The organism is Meishania litoralis (genome assembly GCF_042611095.1).
Classification (GTDB): Bacteria; Bacteroidota; Bacteroidia; order Flavobacteriales; family Flavobacteriaceae; genus Meishania; species Meishania litoralis.
In genome coordinates, this window is sequence record NZ_JBHFPV010000001.1 from 1,294,521 (window position 1) to 1,313,835 (window position 19,315).

The following is a 19,315-nucleotide window of genomic DNA, read 5'->3' on the forward strand; positions in this document are numbered from 1 at the left end:
ACCCAATTTACAGCTCTTATATGGGGGTAATACAAAGGCTTCTAGCAAATCGTCTATCGAATTTTTTCACCGCCAACATGAAATAGAGCATCCCCTTGATTTACGACAGCTTGGTTGTTTATACAGCAAACAAAGCCATCAAAGGGGGCTTTTAATTTTTTTGTCTTCTTTCCAAAGGTATCGGTCACCGTTCCCAATAATTCGCCTTTTTTCAATTCGCTGCCGTTTGTGACCTTGGGAATGAACATGCCGGCCGTAGGTGCACGAAGCCAGCGCCTACCCGTCAAATGGATACTTTTCATACGTTCGACATACTTGGGCTCGATTTTATCGATCATATTGAAATGCCTTAAGATATTCAAAATGCCCTGCATGCCCTCTAAAATGGAATAATCGTCGAACCGCATACTCTCACCGGCTTCGAAGACAATTGTGGGCTTGCCCATACGATAAGCGGCATTTCGAAAAGAGCCCCGTATCAAACGCGACGAAAAGCTAAAAGGGGCATTAAAAATCTCTGCCAGTTCCAAACTTTTTGGATCCTCGTCGGTATACCGGATCTGAGGAAAATTATGTCGTTGCGCGCCCCCAGTATGCAAATCGATCCCAAAATCTATTTGTGGAAGGATTTGCGAAGTGTAGTGATAAGCTATTCTACTGGCCATTGAGCCTTTTTTGGAGCCGGGAAAACTACGATTGACGTCCTTTCCGTCGGGTACGTCCCTAGAAAAATGGATAAATCCGAAAATGTTCAATATCGGCACGGCTATTACGGCACCCCTATCGATCTTGAACCTTTTTTCCTGCAGCATACGCCGCACGATCTCGATTCCATTTATTTCGTCGCCGTGCAACCCTGCCTGAACCAATAAAGTGGGCCCAGGTTTTTTAGAATTAAAAACATACACCGGAATATCGATCAACGTACCAGTCGGCAAACGATCGATTGCGATATTGACAAGTTTTTCCTGCCCAGGGCTTACCGTTTCACCTCCGATAACGATAGCTCTATTTTCTTCTCTTTCGACCATTGCGTTCAACGAATAAAATAATCTCCTTGGCAATATTCACTCCCGTGGCCGCTTCTATGCCCTGCAACCCTGGAGACGCATTGACCTCGATCAACAAGGGCCCTTTTTTTGAACGGATCAAGTCGACACCTGCGACGCCCAGTCCAATATGCTTGGCCGCATTCAAGGCGATATATTGTTCTTTTGCTGAAAGCGTTACCTTCTCGGTACTACCGCCACGATGTACGTTCGAACGAAATTCATCCAATTCGCTCGTACGCTTCATGCTGGCCACGATCTTATTGCCCACGACAAAAATACGTATGTCTTCCCCATTGCTTTCCTCGATATATTTTTGAATGAGAATGCTGGTATCCATCTTATAAAAAGTATCGATTATCGATTTGGCCGACTTTTTGGTCTCGGCCAAAATGACTCCCAAACCTTGTGTGCCTTCTTGAAGCTTTATGATAACGGGCGGGCCTCCCAAAATCTCGATCTGTTCTTTAATGTTGTCGGGGTCGATCGCAAAAAGAGTTTCGGGAATAGGAATGCCCTTGCGTGCCATGATCTGTAAAGTCCTCACTTTGTTTCTGGCCCTAGCGATACTCAGTGAACGTGCGGTGCTGAAGACACCGTTCATTTCGAACTGTTTTACTATTGCGGCGCCATGCCGCGTAACCTTGGTGCCTATACGGGGTATTACGGCATCAAAATCATTGGTAATATTATCGCCGTGATAGAAAATTTGCGGTTTTCCTTTCCCAAGTTTGACGACACATTTGGTGTGATCGACCTGTTCGATAAAATGACCAAGATTTTCAGCTTCCTCCACTATTCTACGCGTAGAATATACGTTCATGCTTACTGAAAGAAGACCAATGTCCATTATTAAAATCGGTTAATGTCGGTTTTTGGCCATGAATATCGGTAAAAAATGGGGTTGGCTATCTTTTTGGTTCATTTTTTTGGCACTTTATGAGAAAAATTGCCCCTGACAAGACCCTTGATCAAACTCCTTCTAAATACGGCACATAAGCGCATAAAAACTTGTTAAGAACTCGTCTATACCGTAAATTTGTATTCAAACTTACCAACCATGAGCGGATTTTTTAAATCTTCGATAGGCAGAAAGGTTGCCATGGCCCTTTCAGCTTTTTTCTTGATGATTTTTTTACTTCAACATTTTATCATTAACAGTCTTTCGGTATGTAGTCCGGACAGTTTTAACGAAGTTTCCCACTTTATGGGCACGAATTGGTTGATCCAATACCTATTACAACCTGTTTTGATCTTTGGGGTTGTTTTCCACTTTGTAATGGGTTTTGTGCTCGAATTGAAAAACAAGGGGGCGAGAGATGTAAAATATGTGCAGAACAAAGGTGCGGCCAATTCAAGTTGGATGAGCCGTAATATGATTTGGAGCGGCTTGGCAATACTCGCATTTATTGTACTTCACTTTATAGACTTTTGGTTTCCGGAAATAAACACCAAATACATTGTCGGAGACACCTCAGGGCTGCTGCATAACGGGGAAGGTTTTCGCTATTATGAGGAATTGCACCACAAGTTCGAATCTCCCTTACGTGTGGGGGCCTATGTTCTGGCCTTCGTCTTTTTGGCACTGCATTTAATGCACGGCTTTACCTCGGCATTTCAATCGATAGGTGCCACGGTCGGAAGAAAAAAGATTATGAAAAAATTGGGAATGGCGTATTCGGTCTTGATCCCATTAGGGTTTATTATCATTGCGCTCTACCATCATTTTAATCACTAATAAAGACCTTATTTATGTCTGTATTGGACTCAAAAGTACCCAAAGGCCCATTGAAGGATAAATGGACAAGTTATAAAGACCATATCAATCTTGTGAATCCGGCCAATAAGCGATTGATAGATGTTATCGTCGTAGGTACAGGCCTGGCAGGAGGTTCCGCGGCCGCTACTTTGGCAGAACTGGGTTACAATGTAAAAGCATTTTGCTATCAAGATTCTCCCCGTCGCGCGCATTCGATAGCTGCCCAAGGAGGTATCAATGCCGCAAAAAACTACCAAGGAGATGGCGATTCTGTGTACCGTCTTTTCTATGATACCGTTAAAGGTGGCGATTATCGTTCGCGCGAAGCGAACGTATATAGGCTAGCCGAAGTTTCGGCAAACATTATCGACCAATGTGTTGCACAAGGAGTTCCTTTTGCACGGGATTATGGAGGATTATTGGATAACCGTTCTTTTGGAGGCGTTTTGGTTTCAAGGACGTTTTATGCCAAGGGTCAGACCGGGCAACAGTTATTGTTAGGGGCCTATTCGGCGATGAACCGCCAAATTGCAAGAGGTAAGATTCAAATGCACAACCGCCACGAAATGTTGGATGTCGTTATAGTTGACGGCAAGGCCCGTGGTATCATAGCGCGAAATCTCGTTACCGGAGAAATCGAGAGACATTCGGCACATGCGGTAGTAATAGCTTCGGGCGGTTATGGAAATGTTTATTTTCTGTCTACGAACGCCATGGGGTCCAACGCCACGGCAGCATGGAAAATACATAAAAAAGGGGCGTTTTTTGCCAACCCTTGTTATACGCAGATCCATCCGACCTGTATTCCAAGATCCGGAGATTATCAGTCGAAATTGACCTTGATGTCTGAATCGCTGCGTAATGACGGGCGCATCTGGGTACCTAAGCGCATGGAGGATGTGATAGCGATAAGGGAGGGGCGGATCAAACCTACCCAGCTAGGCGAAGAAGAACGTGATTATTATTTGGAAAGACGTTACCCCGCTTTCGGAAACCTTGTTCCCCGCGATGTAGCTTCGAGAGCCGCCAAGGAACGATGTGATGCCGGTTTCGGAGTCAATCAGACCGGCGAAGCGGTCTATCTAGATTTTAAATCGGCCATCGAACGGTATGGCACCGAACAGGCCAAAATTCACGGTATCGATAATCCTTCAAAAGAAAAAATCACCGAATTGGGCGAAGCCGTTATCGAGGCAAAGTATGGCAACCTGTTTCAGATGTATGAAAAAATCGTGGATGAAAATCCGTATAAAACGCCCATGATGATCTACCCGGCGACCCACTACACTATGGGAGGCATTTGGGTCGATTATAATCTGATGACCACCGTACCTGGGCTCTATTGTATCGGCGAAGCGAACTTCTCCGATCACGGTGCCAACCGATTGGGGGCCTCGGCATTGATGCAAGGTCTTGCCGATGGCTATTTTGTACTGCCCTACACTATCGGCGATTACCTGTCGCACGATATACGAACAGGGCCGATTTCCACCGATACCGAAGAATTCGAGCAGGCCGAAAAAGAAGTGAAGGGGCGTATCGATTTCTTTCTCAATAACAATGGCGAATATTCCGTTGATCATTATCATAAGCTTTTGGGCAAAATAATGTGGGACAAGGTAGGGATGTCGCGAAACGCCACCGGTCTGAAGGAAGCCATAAACGAAATCAAGGCCCTTCGTGAAGAATTCTGGAAAAACGTAAAAGTGACCGGAAATGCAAACGAATTGAACCCTGAACTGGAAAAAGCCGGCAGAGTGGCCGACTTCTTGGAGCTTGGCGAGCTTTTTGCCAAAGACGCTTTGATGCGCGAGGAATCATGTGGTGGTCATTTCAGGGAAGAATCGGTCGAACTGGATGGCGAACAAAAAGGAGAGGCCAAACGAAATGACAAAGATTATGCCTTTGTCGCGGCTTGGGAATATAAGGGAGAGCCCTCGGAGGCCGTATTGCACAAAGAGCAATTGGAATTCAAAGACATTGAGTTGAAACAACGATCTTATAAATAGTTTTATGAAGCTAACGTTGAAAATTTGGCGTCAAAAAGATGCCGGCACCAAAGGTAAAATGGTAGACTACCAAGTCAAGGATATTTCGGAGCATATGTCGTTTTTGGAAATGATGGATGTGCTCAACGAGCAACTTGTCGGCAAAGGTGAAGATCCCGTTGCTTTTGACCATGACTGCCGTGAAGGTATTTGCGGCATGTGTTCGATGTATATCAATGGCGAGGCACATGGCCCCGATCGCGGTATTACCACATGCCAATTGCATATGCGCATGTTCAATGATGGCGATACCATTACAATAGAGCCGTTTCGGGCAAAGGCCTTTCCGGTCATCAAAGACCTTGTGGTAGATCGAACCGCTTTCGACCGGATTCAACAAGCCGGGGCATTCATCTCGGTAAATACTTCGGGCAACACGCAAGATGCCAATGCCATTCCCATATCGAAACATGCGGCCGACGAGGCCATGGATGCCGCCACCTGTATCGGTTGTGGTGCCTGTGTCGCAAGTTGTAAGAATTCATCGGCAATGCTTTTCGTAGGTGCCAAAGTTTCACAGTATGCGTTATTGCCACAAGGGCAGGTAGAAGCCGCGGATCGCGTTCGCAACATGGTCGCCCAAATGGATCTCGAAGGTTTTGGCAACTGTACAAACACCGGAGCTTGCGAGGTTGAGTGCCCCAAAGGCATTTCATTGGAAAATATCGCAAGAATGAACAGGGAGCTAATGAAGGCCGCAGTGAATAATTGAAATCGTGTCCGTACCTGCACTATCGGTGAAATTGATAAGCGATAGTAATGTAAATAAATGACCTTTTAGACAGCCTTGTTTTTAGTATATTGGAATATGCCCAAAAAATATTCCGAAGAACGCATAATCGTACCCCGCTTCAACGAAGAATCAGGATTCTACACCACACCGGAACGTTCAAGAATCATGGGCAAGATACGGGGCAAGAACACCAAACCCGAACTCATATTTCGAAAAGCGCTCTGGAAAACGGGTTATCGCTATCGCATCGACTATAAAAAACTCATTGGTAAACCCGATATCGTTCTTAAAAAATATAAGACGGCCATCTTTATCGATGGGGAATACTGGCATGGCCATAATTGGGAGGAGCGAAAACATAAGATCAAGACCAACAGAGAATTCTGGATTGCCAAAATCGAACGCAATATGCAACGCGACCGAGAAGTAAATATCGAATTGGAACGATTGGGCTATCGGGTTTTCAGGTTTTGGGAAAGAGAGATCAAAAAAGAACTTGATCGCTGTTTAAGGGAAGTTGTTTCTCATTTGGAAGAACAATTTTCGAAGGGCTGAGGTATTATTTCACTACTTTTATTGCCACATATAAAAACATGTTGGCTTTGCTAAAGCACTTCACATCAAAACTTCCCAATGTCAAGACCACGATTTTTACTACGGTCGGCAATCTTGCCAGAAAGCATAATGCCATAGACCTGTCGCAAGGTTTTCCAAATTTTGAGGCCGATCCCCAACTAATGGATCTGGTTACCCAGGCGATGGAAGCGGGCCATAATCAATACGCCGCTATGCAAGGTTATTACGGCCTCCGGGAAATCATTTCCGATAAGATCGAAAAACTGCACGGAAGAAAGTACAATCCAGAAAATGAAATTACGGTCACTGTGGGCGCCACCCAAGCCATTTTTACGGCAATTACGGCATTTGTGCATCCGGGCGATGAAGTTATCGTGCTCAAACCTTGTTACGATTGTTACGAACCTGCCATCGAAGTCAATGGGGGCATCGTCGTTCCGATACAATTAAGGCTAGGGGACTATAAAATCGATTGGGAAGAATTCAAAGGCAAGATTACCTCAAGAACCAGAATGGTGGTCATCAATACGCCCCATAACCCTAGCGGCCATATTCTTGCTAAAGAGGATATGTTACAACTTCAGGAAATTCTGCGCCCAACCAATATCATTCTGGTCAGTGACGAGGTGTACGAACATATTATCTTCGACGGACAGGAGCATCAGAGTGTTTCCCGTTTTAATGATTTGGCTTCCCGTAGTTTTGTTTGTGCCTCCTTTGGAAAAACCTTTCACGTGACCGGTTGGAAAATGGGCTATTGTGCCGCTCCCTCAGAACTTATGAGCGAGTTTGTCAAGACCCATCAATTTGCGGTTTTCTGTGCGGATCACCCTACCCAAAGGGCCATGGCCGAATACCTCAAAAACGAAGAACATTATCTTAAGCTCAATAATTTCTATCAAGAAAAGCGTGATTTCTTTCTGTCGCGCCTTGAGAGTTCAAGATTCAAATTTACGCCTACCCAAGGTACATATTTTCAATTGCTGGATTATACCGCAATTACCGATGAAGATGATGAAGACCTTGCCAAACGTTTGATAGTCGACCACAAATTGGCCAGCATTGCCATTTCTTCATTCAATCTTAATAACCGTCAAGATGGAGTGTTACGTTTTTGTTTTGCCAAGAAAAAAGAGACTTTGGAACAGGCCGCAGAAATATTAAATGCGCTTTAGTCAACAGGTAGTTTGGGGATCTGGCCATAATTTGGCACGTATACTTTCCCTAGGAGAATTGCCGCCATGTCCTTTTCCAAAGACTCGACGGGCGATTCAACGATCCGGTTTACGGCCTTGCCATTTTTATAAAAAATAAAGGTGGGCACTTTTATGATGTTCAGGCCTTTTTCTTCCCCGCCCGGACTTTTCTTGTACTGGTCCTTCTCGTAGTCCAAAGCTACTATAGTAAGTCGATCCATAGGGTAATCGGCCGTTTCCAAAATTTTAAGAAACCGTGGCACCTCACGTCGGCTATCACCGCACCACGTACCCATAAATATGGTAATGTTATGTTGGTTCAGTTCGTTTTTGATTGATTTAATGGGTTGCGGATCTACCGCATACGACTCGAACTGTTTTTCGAACCAAGCTTTATAACCGCCTTGGGTCAAACCGCTTTTATCAATTTTTCCCAAAAGCATTTCATTGCCCCTTGCATCGGTCTTGGTTCGGTTGATTTCCTGTGCTAATGAAGAATGAAATATTAACAGTAAAAGTAAGATGGAATAAGCGGTTCGTTGGGCCATGGTGCTGTTTTTTGGATTTTGTCCAAACCTAGGGCTCCTGCCTCTCCAAATTAAATATACTGTGCCATCGCTTAAAAAGAAGATGCGAAACGTCTGGTGTCAGGTATATTCGGTCAATCGGCCATTTCTGGTCGTTCGTATCGACCAAACCTATGTTCATACATTTTTTTTGACCTCTCGTTTTATTATTGGTATTTTTTAAACCTATTTTGTGCCAATGAATATCTTGAGCCATCGGGTTACCAAAGTCTTGATCCATCTTTTATTTTGGGCGTTGTTCATATTTATTTCGCTCTTTGTCTTTCCTGAATACCACTGGAAGGAAAACCCTTTTCTACAATATTTCTTCATTCTTTTGGTACTCGTGTATGTGAACAACGAAGTGCTGCTTCCATTTTTTATCAAACGGAAAATGTATTTATCATATACCTTACTCATTGGGCTTATCGCTTTTTGGGCCACTCAATTGTACTGCAATTATTTTGCGCAATGTGGCTGTTCGATCATAAAATGTTTGTCTGATTATCTATGGCAGACCTTGGTGCCGTTGGCATTCTTTTCCTTTATTTGGATGTTGTTCCGCTTTTTGGAAAAACAGGACGAAATCGAACTCATCAAGAAAGAACATACCGAAATGGAACTACAGTTTTTAAAGTCACAGATCGATCCACACGTACTTTTCAACAATCTCAATACCGTTTACTCGTATGCCTTGGAGAAACCGCAAGAAACCCCGAATCTTATCTTGATGCTCTCAGACAATCTAAAGCATGTACTCTATGAAAGCAGTGCCCCAAAAGTGCCTTTGGAAAAAGAACTGGAATACATCGACAACTACATCGCATTTCAAAAAATAAGGACCGAGAACATCAATGAAGTCGTCTATAAAAAAGAGATTGAAAATTACGGCTTTGAAATTGCGCCCCTTTTGCTCATTACGTTGATCGAGAATGCCTTTAAACATAGTACAGCAAACAGCAAAGTCGAAGTAGCCATACAGGTAAAGAATTCCATTTTGCAGTGTGATTGCAGCAATCATATAAAAACTACCGTCACTGAAAATGGGAAACCCAAAATAGGGTTAGAAAATCTCAAAAAACGTTTATCCCTGTTGTATAAGAACAAACACGGACTGAAAATTACGGCAGATGGAAAATTCCATGTCCGCCTTAAATTGGAATTGTCATGAAGTGTATTATCATCGAAGATGAAATTCCGGCCCAGCGGATATTGTTGAACTATATCTCCAAGATTCCGGAATTGCAATTAACGGGAAGTTATCAATCTGCCTTGGAAGCGAATCCGACCTTACGGAATACTGGCATAGATCTAGTTTTTCTGGACATCAACCTTCCCGATATTTCGGGAATTCAATACATAAAGACTTTGCCAAAGCCCCCTGCCATTATAATGACGACCGCCTATCACGAACATGCCGTCGAAAGTTTCGAATTGGATACCATTTGCGATTATCTGGTCAAACCGTTTTCTTTTGAACGTTTTTTGAAGGCCATCAACAAGGTAAAAAAACTTGAAAATGCCATAGTTGATAACATCGAAAGTAACGAAAGTTCGTATGAATCGATTTTTCTGAACATTGACAAGACTTTGCACAAAATCAATGTTCTTGATATTCTTTACGTCGAATCTGACAAAAACTATGTGACGGTGGTCACCAAAAATGGAAAGTATTCGTACTTGGACTCCCTTAAAAACTGGATCCAAAAATTACCTGAAACACATTTCGTACAAGTTCATAAATCGTACGTCATCAATTATCGTGAAATTGAAAAGATTGTCGGCAATATTGTTTTCATCCAAGCGGGAAAAATTCCGATCGGTCGGATCCATAAATCAAGATTCTTGAAGAAGTTAAAACTCGATTGAAGCTTATTTCAAGGCCTTATTTACCTTGGTCATAAACTCTTCTATTTTATTGGGTTCCAACCACCGCGTGACGACTACCAGGTCATTTTCTTTATCTATTACAATAAAGTTGCCCCCAAAACCTGCCGCATAGTAGATGTCTTCTGAAAGTCCTTCCCAATGGCGGTCGCCTTTTTTGTTGAGCCACCACATATAACCATAATTGATATTCGGTTTTGAGGGTTCGATTACTTTTTTGATCCATGATTCACTGATCAATTGCTCCTTTTTCCATTTACCATTATTCAGGAATAGAAGACCGAACCGGGCCATGTCCTCGGTGTTGATAAAGAGTCCGGCTCCAGAATGACCACCGCCGGTGACCGATTTCATTCGAATGCCATCGATTTCGACCCAGGCATGATCATAACCGTGCCAGCGCCAAGTAGTCGAAGCTCCGATTTTGTCCATTATGTTTTCTTTCAAGACCATTGGCATCGGTTTACGCCAAACATGGGTAAGGGCATAGGCCAAAACATTTACACGCACATCATTATATTCCATCACAGAGCCGGGTTCTTTGGGTTTTTCAAATTTCCAATCGTCTATTCCACCTACTCTTGGAGGACGATCGGCCCAATCTTTACCGCCCCATAGTTCACCCGACCAGGCCGAATTCTGTTGCAGCAAATGTTCCCAGGTAATCTTTGAATTATGGGCTCCGTCAAAAGTGCCGTCCCAAACATAATCGGCTACTTTATCATGCGTGTTGGCAATAAGTCCTCGGTCTTCTGCCAGTCCGGCCATTGTACTTAAAAAGCTCTTGGTTACGCTAAAGGTCATATCGACCCTTTTGGTATCGCCCCATTGGGCGATGACATAACCATTTTTCAGAATCATCCCGGCGGGTCCGCCACGTTTTTTGGTCGGCCCCAATATCTTGTGAAAAGGCTCGCGCTCAAATCCTTTAAGAATTGCAATACGCAAGTCGCGTGACCCCGAATATTCATTTGCTTCAGCATAGTCAACCGCTGCCTGTAATGCTTCAGAATCGATTTTAAAGTCGGTCGGTTGTTTATGTTGCCATTCGCTATTTCGCTCAGGGAAGTAATAATCGGTTTGGGACATTAAAAGGTTCACACCTATCAAAAAAAAATAACTGATTGTTGATAATCTCATCTTTCCATAAATTTAACTATTGGCAACCATTCGGATTTTAAAGTAATTACTGTCAAATGTTCAAAGTAAGAAATTTATGTGAACATTCATTCCAAAGTTACATTCCCGTTATTTATATGGCAGAGTTATTGATTTAAAAATATTGTCGACAAAATATCATGAAAATAAATCAGTATATACTTTTTCTTTGCGCGTTTTGCCTTTTGCCAATTGGTATGAGAAAAGTACATGCCCAAAAAACGGTTGAACAATTGACCAAAGAATTTAATCAAGCGTATACCCAAGAAACAGGGAGAAAATTGCTCTTTGCATATGCCAAGGACAACTATTACAATTCGAAAAATGGACAAGGACATTACTACATGGCGTGGTCGTTTGAAGGTCTTCTTCAAGCATGGCAAGCAACCGGAGATCCTGAGTTTTTTGATGACCTTCAACAGATAATTAATTCGTTAAGGTCCTCGGCCAAAAATCTTAAGGGTATAAGTAAAGATTTTCGAGGATGGCCCGCAGGAGATCAATATTATAAAGAGAACGGGGCAACTTTATTTGACAGTTATCTGTGGCGCTTTGTTTTTACATTTTATAGAATTATCGAACAAAGCCCGAATCTTAAAAAAGAGAATTTGAATTGGTATGAAGACAACCTGAATTGGGCAATAAAAAACATCTGGGATAGGTATGAAAACCAAGGTATACAATACTACATATATCGTGAAAACCCATATATGACCAGCCATTGGGGTCGAATTGCAATGGAACTGTATCTAATAACTTCCGAACCAAAATATCTAATCACATTTGAAAACATCAGTTATAAGGGTATTTCAGGAAAGGCGCAAAACGGACAGCATATTTTAAACCGATTCAAGCCCAATGTGGGAAAAAAAGGCGCCTTGGATTTTTCCCCGAATTGGTCTCTGGAAGCTACCGGTACTACTGATGGAGGGCATTTTAGCGACGTAGTTAGTTTTATTACCAATGCCATTGAAAATAAAATGTATTGGCATACTCAAAAAGAATGGCTGCTACCAGGAATAATATCTACATATAGGGACATCGTTTGGGACGATAAAAAGAACATGATGGGAACAGGTTATCTAAATGGAACGAGCGACCCATCTGGCTACGCACAATACGGGAGAACCCCTATCAGTCAAGGTGCACAGTTAAACCTAGGAAGATTTGATGAAAATTTTCAAAAACTTTTGGAGGAGCATTATACCCCAAACGCAAATACATTTAATAAAGTTTTGTTGGCCGGTATACTTTTAAATAATCGGGTAATCTTGGAAAATGGAAAGCCTTTTTATCCTGAAGTTTACATTTATTCAGAGAATTGATTCAGGAGTCATTAAATCAAAACGCATCAACCAATCCATCTGTTTGTCACTTCCGATGTAGTATGGGTGCATTCCAAATTTTGAAAATCCATTTTTTTCGTAAAAAGAGATAGCCCTCTCATTCTTTTCCCACACCCCGAGCCAAAGGAATTCTTTTTGCATTTCTTGTGCAATTTTAATCGCTTCTTGCAATATCCAACGGCCTATTTTTCTGTTCTGAAATTCCTTGAGAACATAAATACGTTCCAGTTCGATGGATTCAGGTCGTTTTAAATCGGTCTGCGCCTGCTTAAGGTTCAACTTGAAATATCCTACTTGAGACCAGTCCAAATAAACAAAATAGAAATAAGAGTCTTTATTTGAAAGTTGCTTTTTCAGGTTTTCGCGATCAAAGGCCCTATTGACGTAGTTATTGAAATCTTCGGGTTTATTATCCTTTTCAAAGGCCTCGACAAACGTCTTTCGCGAAATCTTTACCAAATCACTTAAAGATTCGTGGGAACACTGTTCAAGTCGTAGTTGCATGATGCTGATAGATGAACTCTAAAAATATTAAAAACAAAAAAGCCATGCTTTGGGGAACATGGCTTTTTTTAAAATTCTTGTAGCTACGCTATAGCATAAACAGTTTTCGCGTAAGCATTACAATACCGCTAAAGAAATCGTTCTTATAAACCTGTATTTCTTTTTGTGCGGGTGCATGGTTCATTTGGGCGTCCATAATCGTGGGTTTTGTTAGGTTAGATTTGGGGGCTAACTTTCAATTACATCGTAAAATTAGCACTTACTTGTCAACGGACTAAATTATTGTTGTGAAGCACCTCTATAATGTTGTGAAAAATATGAACGGTCAATTTCTACGATAAAGAACATCGGCTAAATGCACTTCAAGCACCTATCTGCATCGAGAAAACCTATAAACGCTGATTGTCTAATACCCACCTAAATGGCCATTTCAGGAATGTCTCCCTGTACTACAAGGGTGCCCTCGGTCGCTTTTTCAATTTCCTCTACCGATACTCCTGGCGCGCGTTCCAGTAAAAGAAATCCATCGGGAGTAACCTCGAGTACGGCTAGATTGGTCACGATTTTTTTTACACAGCCCACCCCTGTCAGGGGTAGCGAGCACCTCTTAAGCAATTTTGATGCACCAGCCCTATTGGTATGCATCATGGCAACGATAATATTTTCAGCGGATGCAACAAGATCCATGGCCCCGCCCATACCCTTGACCATTTTTCCGGGAATTTTCCAATTGGCAATATCTCCGTTCTCGGCAACCTCCATAGCTCCCAAAATGGTAAGGTCTACATGTTTTCCACGAATCATTCCGAAGCTGGTTGCCGAATCGAAGAATGATGCCCCTGGCAGCGTTGTTATCGTTTGCTTTCCGGCATTTATGATATCGGCATCTTCCTCACCTTCAAATGGAAAAGGACCCATGCCCAAAACCCCGTTTTCACTTTGAAATTCCACACTGATGTCGTCACGCACAAAATTGGCGACCAGGGTAGGTATGCCGATGCCCAGGTTTACATAGTACCCGTCTTTGACCTCCTTGGCGATACGTTTTGCTATTCCGTTTTTATCAAGCATAATTATGAAAATTCGCTGATTTGAAAAATTTGATAATCATTTCTTTTTACTTGAAGATATGATTTTTGATACAACTAATATTATTGAACTTATCTGTTTTTGCAATTCCGCGCTTGGACTGGGATAAAAAGGGGATCTCTCGCACAATTTTAGCCAATACTCAACTTCATCTGCTTCTTTAGCAGCAATTTTAAACTTATGTATGAAATCCGCTTTACTCTCAGCGTTTTGAGCCTCCTTAATATTGGACCCAATTGAAGTGCCGCTCCTAAAAATTTGCGATGACATTTCATACTTATTAATATCTCTTAAAGATTCTGCATACTCGATTATCTTAATCGAAAAATCAAAAGTCAAATCAACAATTAAGTTTTTCTTATCATTCCTCATTTTCAAATTTCCAAATCATGTCGTTTTCCTAACGGTCAATTGCTCTATTCGTTTCTCATAGTTTGTTCCCTGAAAGATTCGTTGAACAAAAATTCCTGGAACATGGATTTCATTGGGGTCTAGCTCCCCAGCCGGAACCAATTGCTCTACTTCGGCTACCGTAATCTTGGCCGCACCGCACATACAGGGATTGAAATTACGTGCCGTACCCTTGAAGATCAAATTTCCCGCCTCATCGCCTTTCCAAGCTTTGACAAAGGCAAAATCAGCCTTGTATGCATGTTCCAAAACGTACATCTTACCATTGAATTCACGTATTTCTTTTCCTTCGGCCACTTCGGTTCCATAACCGGCAGGGGTATAAAAGGCCGGGAATCCAGCCTGAGCGGCCCTGCATTTTTCTGCCAAGGTTCCTTGAGGGGTCAGTTCAACCTCTAGCTCACCGCTCAACATTTGACGCTCAAATTCATCATTTTCACCAACGTATGATGAAATCATTTTCTTGATCTGGCGCTTTTTTAGCAATAGTCCCAAGCCAAAATCATCCACTCCGGCATTATTGGAAATACAGGTAATATCGGTAACCATCAACCTCACCAATTCGGCAATGGCATTTTCTGGAATTCCGCAAAGCCCAAAGCCCCCTAACATAAAGGTCATTCCATCTTTGACTCCTTCAAGCGCAATTGTTACATTTTCGACTGTTTTTTTAATCATCCCGCATTATCATTTCTATATTAATACTGCCCTAATTTACGTCTTTATATAAGAAAGCCCCAACTTTCAACGGCTAGGGCTTTCTCTTGTTTGTTATTATCTCTTAGAAATCAAGGTCGTCGAGATCATCATCGGTGTCCACTTTTTTAGCGGCCTCTTCCTTTATTTTATCACAATCTATCTGAATCGACAAATCATCAGGTTTGGGAAACTCACCATCTGAAATGCCCAATTCCTCATTTTCATAGTTCTTTTTCATATAGAGCCCCCATATAGGCAGTGCCATTGCCGCCCCTTGACCATAAGTGGTGGTCTTAAAGTGGATCGATCGCTCTTCACCACCGACCCAAACACCCGTCACCAAGTTGGGTACCATCCCCATAAACCAGCCATCGCTTTGATTTTGCGTCGTACCGGTCTTGCCCGCGATCGGATTCTTGAATTCGTAGGGATACCCTGTAACGACTTCTTTATAGACCTTTGAGTTCTTCATACTACTGTGCCTTAACCGCATGCCCGAACCACTTTCGGTAACCCCTTCCATCAGATTGACCATGGCATAGGCAACATCTTTACTCAACACATCTTTTGTTTCAGGTATGTACTCGTACAGAACCGTACCGTTTTTGTCTTCGATCCTGGTAACCATGACCGGTTTTACATATACCCCTTGATTGGCAAAAGCACCGTAGGCACCAACAACTTCATAAACGTTAAAATCATGCGTGCCCAATGCAATCGACGGAACTGCTGGAATGTCTCTGTCAAGGCCTAAATTATTGACGATATTGACCACCGATTTCGGACCGACCATATCGATCAATTGCGCCGTAACTGAATTTTTAGAGTTTGCCAAAGCATTCTTAAGCGTATAACTCTTGCCCGAGTACGTACCATCTGTATTTTTTGGGCACCAAGGTTCTGGATTACCATGTTTATTGGCTTCAATACAATATTGGGTGTCGGGTAAAGTATCGCAGGGCGATAAACGTAGTTGGTCGATTGCCGCGGCATAGACAAAAGGTTTAAAAGTCGACCCTACCTGTCTTGCCCCTTGGTATACATTGTCGTATTGAAAATGCCTATAGTCAACGCCGCCGACCCATGCCTTTACATGGCCTGTCTGGGGCTCCATCGACATCATCGCCGTTCGTAAAAACGATTTATAATACCGTATGGAATCCAAAGGGGTCATTATCGTATCTTTTTCATGGGCATCGCTTTTCCAGTCAAAAACCGACATTTCGGTCTTCTTGGTAAACGATTCACGAATTTCTTCTTCCGACTTTCCGGCCGCCTTCATTTTACGCCACCGATCCGAGGTTTTTATGGCGCGTTCCATAATTCCATCGATTTCTTCGGGCTCTAAATCTATAAATGGTGCGGTCTTGTCTTGAGGGGTAATCTGGGAGAAAAATACGGATTGTAGGCGCTCCATATGTTCGGCCGTGGCATCTTCGGCATTTTGCTGCATTCTCGAATCGACCGTAGTATAGATTCTCAAACCGTCAAGATAGAGGTTCCATTTGTCCCTTTCTCCCTCCAAGGCCGGTTTCGGATTTTTTTTGATCCAATCGTTCATAAAACCCTGAAGGTACATTCTAAAATAGGTGGCGATACCATCGCGATGTGATTCTGGATTATAGTTCAGATTAATCTCAAGCGCTTGGAGTGAATCTTTTTCAGCTTCACTGATGTACCCGTATTTGGCCAATTGACCCAAAACGGTATTTCTTTTTTTCCAGGTCAGTTCTTCACGTCGCAACGGATTGTAAAGGGAAGAGTTCTGCAACATGCCTACCAACATGGCCGACTCTTCTATCTTCAAATTTTTGGGTTCTTTGCCGAAATAGATACGTGATGCGGATCTTATACCATCGGCATTGTTGCCGAAATCGTAGATGTTCAAGTACATCTTGATAATCTCTTCTTTGGTATACCTACGTTCGAGTTGCGTGGCGATGACCCACTCCTTGGTTTTTTGTTTTATCGTTTCAAATTTGCTCCGCGACCTCGGGCCAACATATATCTGACGCGCCAACTGCTGGGTAATGGTACTGGCCCCACCCCTCTTTCCTAAAAAGAAAAGTGCCCTTAAAGTTCCGCGTGCATCAATGCCCGAATGATCGTAAAAACGTACATCTTCACTAGCAATCAATGCGTTCACAAGATTTTCCGGCAAATCTTCGTACGAAACATCGGTTCGATTGTCATCCAAATAAAACTTTCCCAACAATTCGCCATCGGAAGAAATAATCTGCGAAGCCAAATTGGTCTGTGGATTTTCAAGCGATTCATAGGTGGGCAATGGCCCCAAAACTCCCCAAGATGCCAATAGGAACAACATTAAAACGGAAAGAATACCCATGGCGAACAAAAGCCAAAACCATTTGATGAACTTGAAAAAGCCTTTGTTTTCTTTTTTCTTTACGGCCTTTGTCATTTACTTGCCTAATTACTTTTTAGTATTTCATAACCTACATCGGTTACTCCTTCCAAATTAGTTACGCCCTCAACATTTCCATTTTTTCGCATCGCATGGGACAGTCGTAAAGTATATACGCCCGAAGATGGAAAAACGATGTTCTCTTTGTACCAAAGTTTGTTTTCCTTAATGCTACCGTAACCTTTGCCCAGCCATTGCCCATCAGGTTTGGCCATTTCATATTCCAGCGTGTCAGTAACTATATCCCCTGATGGAAAACCGAGTTCCGCTATCAAAAATAAATTATTGTAAGGAAAATCTTCGTCGTTTCGTAGATTGATGAACAAATTGTGTCTTTGTACAGTATCGATTTCATTGAAAGTGAACTCCATGATACTGTCTTTGTTCCATACACCATTGTCGGTTGGCCTGAATTCAGACTTTACAAGTTTCCCATTACAAGAAACCATTGTCAACACCAAAATAATAAGCGGAATATTACGCATTGTTTTGACGTTTTTTTCTTGGATTTCTGCGCTTTTTACCACTGTTTGCGTTCGTGTTTGCCGGCCTGCTTCCTCCGGTGACGTTTGCCTTGTCACGATTTTGTTTCCTCCCTTTGTTTCTATTATTTCGTCTTCTCGATTTTTTAGGCCGGTCAAAACGGGTAAGGCTGTCTTCCCCTACAACATTCTCGAACACCACCTTTTCTTCAACGATATTTTCCATTGCATATTCTTCAAGGCTGGCAACTTTTTCATTCTTTTTGTTTTTTTCCAAAATCTCGTTCACCTGCTCCTTGTCCAGCGCATGCCAGTTCGCCGGTTCATCTTTATAGGAAAACCATAAAGTAGCCTTGAAGATGTCTACTTTTTGGCAAAACGCAACTCCCTTCTCTGTCAATAATTTGGTGTCTGAAGACGGAAAATCTTTTAATGCCTCTAGATATACATCGAGCTCATAATTTAGACAACACTTCAACTTGCCACATTGACCTGCCAATTTTTGAGGGTTCAACGATAATTGTTGGTAGCGGGCCGCAGATGTACTTACCGACCTGAAATCTGACAACCAGGTCGAGCAGCAAAGTTCACGGCCGCAAGAACCTATTCCTCCCAACCTTTGTGCCTCTTGCCGATATCCGATCTGTCGCATTTCGATACGGATTCCAAAGGCCTTTGCCATGTCTTTTATCAACTGGCGAAAATCGACGCGCTCGTCGGCCGTATAATAAAATGTGGCCTTCGAACCGTCGCCCTGAAACTCAACATCGGAAATTTTCATTTGGAGTTTAAGGATAATAGCTATCTCGCGCGAGCGTTTCTTAATCTCCTCTTCGCGATTGCGACATTTCTGCCAAACATCTATGTCTTTTTGGGAAGCTTTTCTGTAAACTTTCGGAAGCTCAGGGTCGTTGAAATCTACCTTTTTGCGTTTCATCTGAACCTTGACGAGTTCTCCGACAAGGGTCACCATACCAACGTCATGGCCCGATTGCGCCTGGGTAGCTACGATATCTCCAATGGAAAGGGAGAGGTTCTCAGAGTTTCTGAAGAATTCTTTTCTACTGTTCTTGAACCGGACTTCGACGCAGTCAAAAGGTTTTTCCCCATTGGGGAGCGACATGTTCGAAAGCCAATCGAAAACCGTTAATTTATTACAACCATCGGTACCACAAGTCCCGTTGTTCTTGCATCCTCGTGGCTGTCCGTCCTTACCGGTCGAACAACTGCTACAACCCATATTTTATATCTTGGTTTGGCAAAACCCGCACTTTTGGTTAATGAGCCATGGGTTTTAACCAAAAAAGGTTCATAATTAATCTCGAACGTAAAGGTAATGATTTTTTAACGCGATGAAAAGTATATAGATCCCATTCAAATGCTATGA

The 19,315-nt window shown here is 42.5% G+C and carries 19 protein-coding genes; 8 read left to right on the forward strand and 11 right to left on the reverse strand.

Going from position 1 to position 19,315, the window contains the following annotated elements:
• Positions 1-53: 53 nt before the first annotated feature.
• Both ACEZ3G_RS05805 and ACEZ3G_RS05810 read right to left on the reverse strand, forming a co-directional pair.
• Positions 54-1,031: a succinylglutamate desuccinylase/aspartoacylase family protein gene (locus tag ACEZ3G_RS05805; protein WP_432424503.1), complete on the reverse strand. Its 978-nt coding sequence runs from the start codon at positions 1,029-1,031 to the stop codon at positions 54-56.
• Positions 1,009-1,899, reverse strand: a complete 891-nt coding sequence (locus tag ACEZ3G_RS05810; protein WP_432424504.1) for a RimK family alpha-L-glutamate ligase — start codon at positions 1,897-1,899, stop codon at positions 1,009-1,011. Before ACEZ3G_RS05810 ends, ACEZ3G_RS05805 begins: the two co-directional genes overlap by 23 nt.
• A gap of 210 nt (positions 1,900-2,109) precedes the next feature.
• Here ACEZ3G_RS05810 and ACEZ3G_RS05815 point away from each other — a divergent pair, with 210 nt between their 5' ends.
• From ACEZ3G_RS05815 to ACEZ3G_RS05835, 5 genes are all read left to right on the forward strand, one after another.
• Entirely contained in the window at positions 2,110-2,787 is a 678-nt protein-coding gene (locus ACEZ3G_RS05815; RefSeq protein WP_432424505.1) for a succinate dehydrogenase cytochrome b subunit, read from the forward strand.
• 14 nt (positions 2,788-2,801) lie between these two features.
• A complete protein-coding gene (locus tag ACEZ3G_RS05820; RefSeq protein ID WP_432424506.1) occupies positions 2,802-4,817 on the forward strand; it encodes a fumarate reductase/succinate dehydrogenase flavoprotein subunit in 2,016 nt (671 codons plus the stop codon).
• A 4-nt stretch (positions 4,818-4,821) separates the two neighbouring features.
• On the forward strand, positions 4,822-5,568 hold the full coding sequence (locus ACEZ3G_RS05825; RefSeq protein ID WP_432424507.1) for a succinate dehydrogenase/fumarate reductase iron-sulfur subunit: 747 nt from the start codon (positions 4,822-4,824) through the stop codon (positions 5,566-5,568).
• A 96-nt stretch (positions 5,569-5,664) separates the two neighbouring features.
• Complete coding sequence (locus ACEZ3G_RS05830) at positions 5,665-6,144, forward strand: very short patch repair endonuclease (RefSeq protein WP_432424508.1); 480 nt, start codon at positions 5,665-5,667, stop codon at positions 6,142-6,144.
• A gap of 38 nt (positions 6,145-6,182) precedes the next feature.
• Positions 6,183-7,340, forward strand: coding sequence for a methionine aminotransferase (locus tag ACEZ3G_RS05835; protein ID WP_432424509.1), 1,158 nt, complete (start codon positions 6,183-6,185; stop codon positions 7,338-7,340).
• On the opposite strand, the gene ACEZ3G_RS05840 is transcribed toward ACEZ3G_RS05835, so the two are convergent.
• Positions 7,337-7,909, reverse strand: coding sequence for a thioredoxin family protein (locus ACEZ3G_RS05840; protein WP_432424510.1), 573 nt, complete (start codon positions 7,907-7,909; stop codon positions 7,337-7,339). The genes ACEZ3G_RS05835 and ACEZ3G_RS05840 overlap by 4 nt on opposite strands.
• Before the next feature lie 217 nt (positions 7,910-8,126).
• Here ACEZ3G_RS05840 and ACEZ3G_RS05845 point away from each other — a divergent pair, with 217 nt between their 5' ends.
• On the forward strand, positions 8,127-9,098 hold the full coding sequence (locus tag ACEZ3G_RS05845) for a sensor histidine kinase (protein WP_432425150.1): 972 nt from the start codon (positions 8,127-8,129) through the stop codon (positions 9,096-9,098).
• A complete protein-coding gene (locus ACEZ3G_RS05850; protein WP_432424511.1) occupies positions 9,095-9,796 on the forward strand; it encodes a LytR/AlgR family response regulator transcription factor in 702 nt (233 codons plus the stop codon). The genes ACEZ3G_RS05845 and ACEZ3G_RS05850 overlap by 4 nt, the downstream gene beginning before the upstream one ends.
• A 3-nt stretch (positions 9,797-9,799) precedes the next feature.
• Here the strand turns inward: ACEZ3G_RS05850 and ACEZ3G_RS05855 are convergent, their stop codons facing one another.
• A complete protein-coding gene (locus ACEZ3G_RS05855; RefSeq protein ID WP_432424512.1) occupies positions 9,800-10,954 on the reverse strand; it encodes a serine hydrolase domain-containing protein in 1,155 nt (384 codons plus the stop codon).
• Between the two features lie 215 nt (positions 10,955-11,169).
• On the opposite strand from ACEZ3G_RS05855, the gene ACEZ3G_RS05860 reads away from it, so the two are divergent.
• The gene (locus ACEZ3G_RS05860; RefSeq protein ID WP_432424513.1) at positions 11,170-12,297 is read left to right on the forward strand and encodes a hypothetical protein; all 1,128 of its coding nucleotides are present in this window, start codon (positions 11,170-11,172) and stop codon (positions 12,295-12,297) included.
• On the opposite strand, the gene ACEZ3G_RS05865 is transcribed toward ACEZ3G_RS05860, so the two are convergent.
• The 7 genes from ACEZ3G_RS05865 to ACEZ3G_RS05895 form a co-directional block, all read right to left on the reverse strand.
• Positions 12,286-12,822 (reverse strand): GNAT family N-acetyltransferase, encoded by a 537-nt coding sequence (locus ACEZ3G_RS05865; RefSeq protein WP_432424514.1) that lies wholly within the window; start codon positions 12,820-12,822, stop codon positions 12,286-12,288. The genes ACEZ3G_RS05860 and ACEZ3G_RS05865 overlap by 12 nt on opposite strands.
• A gap of 417 nt (positions 12,823-13,239) precedes the next feature.
• Positions 13,240-13,893: a 3-oxoacid CoA-transferase subunit B gene (locus tag ACEZ3G_RS05870; RefSeq protein WP_432424515.1), complete on the reverse strand. Its 654-nt coding sequence runs from the start codon at positions 13,891-13,893 to the stop codon at positions 13,240-13,242.
• Positions 13,894-13,929: 36 nt separating this feature from the next.
• Positions 13,930-14,283: a four helix bundle protein gene (locus tag ACEZ3G_RS05875; RefSeq protein WP_432424516.1), complete on the reverse strand. Its 354-nt coding sequence runs from the start codon at positions 14,281-14,283 to the stop codon at positions 13,930-13,932.
• A 15-nt stretch (positions 14,284-14,298) separates the two neighbouring features.
• The gene (locus ACEZ3G_RS05880) at positions 14,299-15,000 is read right to left on the reverse strand and encodes a CoA transferase subunit A (RefSeq protein WP_432424517.1); all 702 of its coding nucleotides are present in this window, start codon (positions 14,998-15,000) and stop codon (positions 14,299-14,301) included.
• A gap of 103 nt (positions 15,001-15,103) precedes the next feature.
• The gene (locus ACEZ3G_RS05885) at positions 15,104-17,443 is read right to left on the reverse strand and encodes a penicillin-binding protein 1A (RefSeq protein WP_432424518.1); all 2,340 of its coding nucleotides are present in this window, start codon (positions 17,441-17,443) and stop codon (positions 15,104-15,106) included.
• Between the two features lie 8 nt (positions 17,444-17,451).
• Complete coding sequence (locus tag ACEZ3G_RS05890; protein ID WP_432424519.1) at positions 17,452-17,931, reverse strand: gliding motility lipoprotein GldH; 480 nt, start codon at positions 17,929-17,931, stop codon at positions 17,452-17,454.
• Entirely contained in the window at positions 17,924-19,168 is a 1,245-nt protein-coding gene (locus ACEZ3G_RS05895) for a PSP1 domain-containing protein (protein WP_432424520.1), read from the reverse strand. Before ACEZ3G_RS05895 ends, ACEZ3G_RS05890 begins: the two co-directional genes overlap by 8 nt.
• Positions 19,169-19,315: the final 147 nt, after the last annotated feature.

What these genes read in the sequence shown, in the direction of transcription:
- ACEZ3G_RS05805 (WP_432424503.1), bottom strand. Translation starts at nt 1,031, where the DNA reads ATGGTCGAAAGAGAAGAAAATAGAGCTATCGTTATCGGAGGTGAAACG.
- ACEZ3G_RS05810 (WP_432424504.1), bottom strand. Translation starts at nt 1,899, where the DNA reads ATGGACATTGGTCTTCTTTCAGTAAGCATGAACGTATATTCTACGCGT.
- ACEZ3G_RS05815 (WP_432424505.1), top strand. Translation starts at nt 2,110, where the DNA reads ATGAGCGGATTTTTTAAATCTTCGATAGGCAGAAAGGTTGCCATGGCC.
- ACEZ3G_RS05820 (WP_432424506.1), top strand. Translation starts at nt 2,802, where the DNA reads ATGTCTGTATTGGACTCAAAAGTACCCAAAGGCCCATTGAAGGATAAA.
- ACEZ3G_RS05825 (WP_432424507.1), top strand. Translation starts at nt 4,822, where the DNA reads ATGAAGCTAACGTTGAAAATTTGGCGTCAAAAAGATGCCGGCACCAAA.
- ACEZ3G_RS05830 (WP_432424508.1), top strand. Translation starts at nt 5,665, where the DNA reads ATGCCCAAAAAATATTCCGAAGAACGCATAATCGTACCCCGCTTCAAC.
- ACEZ3G_RS05835 (WP_432424509.1), top strand. Translation starts at nt 6,183, where the DNA reads ATGTTGGCTTTGCTAAAGCACTTCACATCAAAACTTCCCAATGTCAAG.
- ACEZ3G_RS05840 (WP_432424510.1), bottom strand. Translation starts at nt 7,909, where the DNA reads ATGGCCCAACGAACCGCTTATTCCATCTTACTTTTACTGTTAATATTT.
- ACEZ3G_RS05845 (WP_432425150.1), top strand. Translation starts at nt 8,127, where the DNA reads ATGAATATCTTGAGCCATCGGGTTACCAAAGTCTTGATCCATCTTTTA.
- ACEZ3G_RS05850 (WP_432424511.1), top strand. Translation starts at nt 9,095, where the DNA reads ATGAAGTGTATTATCATCGAAGATGAAATTCCGGCCCAGCGGATATTG.
- ACEZ3G_RS05855 (WP_432424512.1), bottom strand. Translation starts at nt 10,954, where the DNA reads ATGAGATTATCAACAATCAGTTATTTTTTTTTGATAGGTGTGAACCTT.
- ACEZ3G_RS05860 (WP_432424513.1), top strand. Translation starts at nt 11,170, where the DNA reads ATGAGAAAAGTACATGCCCAAAAAACGGTTGAACAATTGACCAAAGAA.
- ACEZ3G_RS05865 (WP_432424514.1), bottom strand. Translation starts at nt 12,822, where the DNA reads ATGCAACTACGACTTGAACAGTGTTCCCACGAATCTTTAAGTGATTTG.
- ACEZ3G_RS05870 (WP_432424515.1), bottom strand. Translation starts at nt 13,893, where the DNA reads ATGCTTGATAAAAACGGAATAGCAAAACGTATCGCCAAGGAGGTCAAA.
- ACEZ3G_RS05875 (WP_432424516.1), bottom strand. Translation starts at nt 14,283, where the DNA reads ATGAGGAATGATAAGAAAAACTTAATTGTTGATTTGACTTTTGATTTT.
- ACEZ3G_RS05880 (WP_432424517.1), bottom strand. Translation starts at nt 15,000, where the DNA reads ATGATTAAAAAAACAGTCGAAAATGTAACAATTGCGCTTGAAGGAGTC.
- ACEZ3G_RS05885 (WP_432424518.1), bottom strand. Translation starts at nt 17,443, where the DNA reads ATGACAAAGGCCGTAAAGAAAAAAGAAAACAAAGGCTTTTTCAAGTTC.
- ACEZ3G_RS05890 (WP_432424519.1), bottom strand. Translation starts at nt 17,931, where the DNA reads ATGCGTAATATTCCGCTTATTATTTTGGTGTTGACAATGGTTTCTTGT.
- ACEZ3G_RS05895 (WP_432424520.1), bottom strand. Translation starts at nt 19,168, where the DNA reads ATGGGTTGTAGCAGTTGTTCGACCGGTAAGGACGGACAGCCACGAGGA.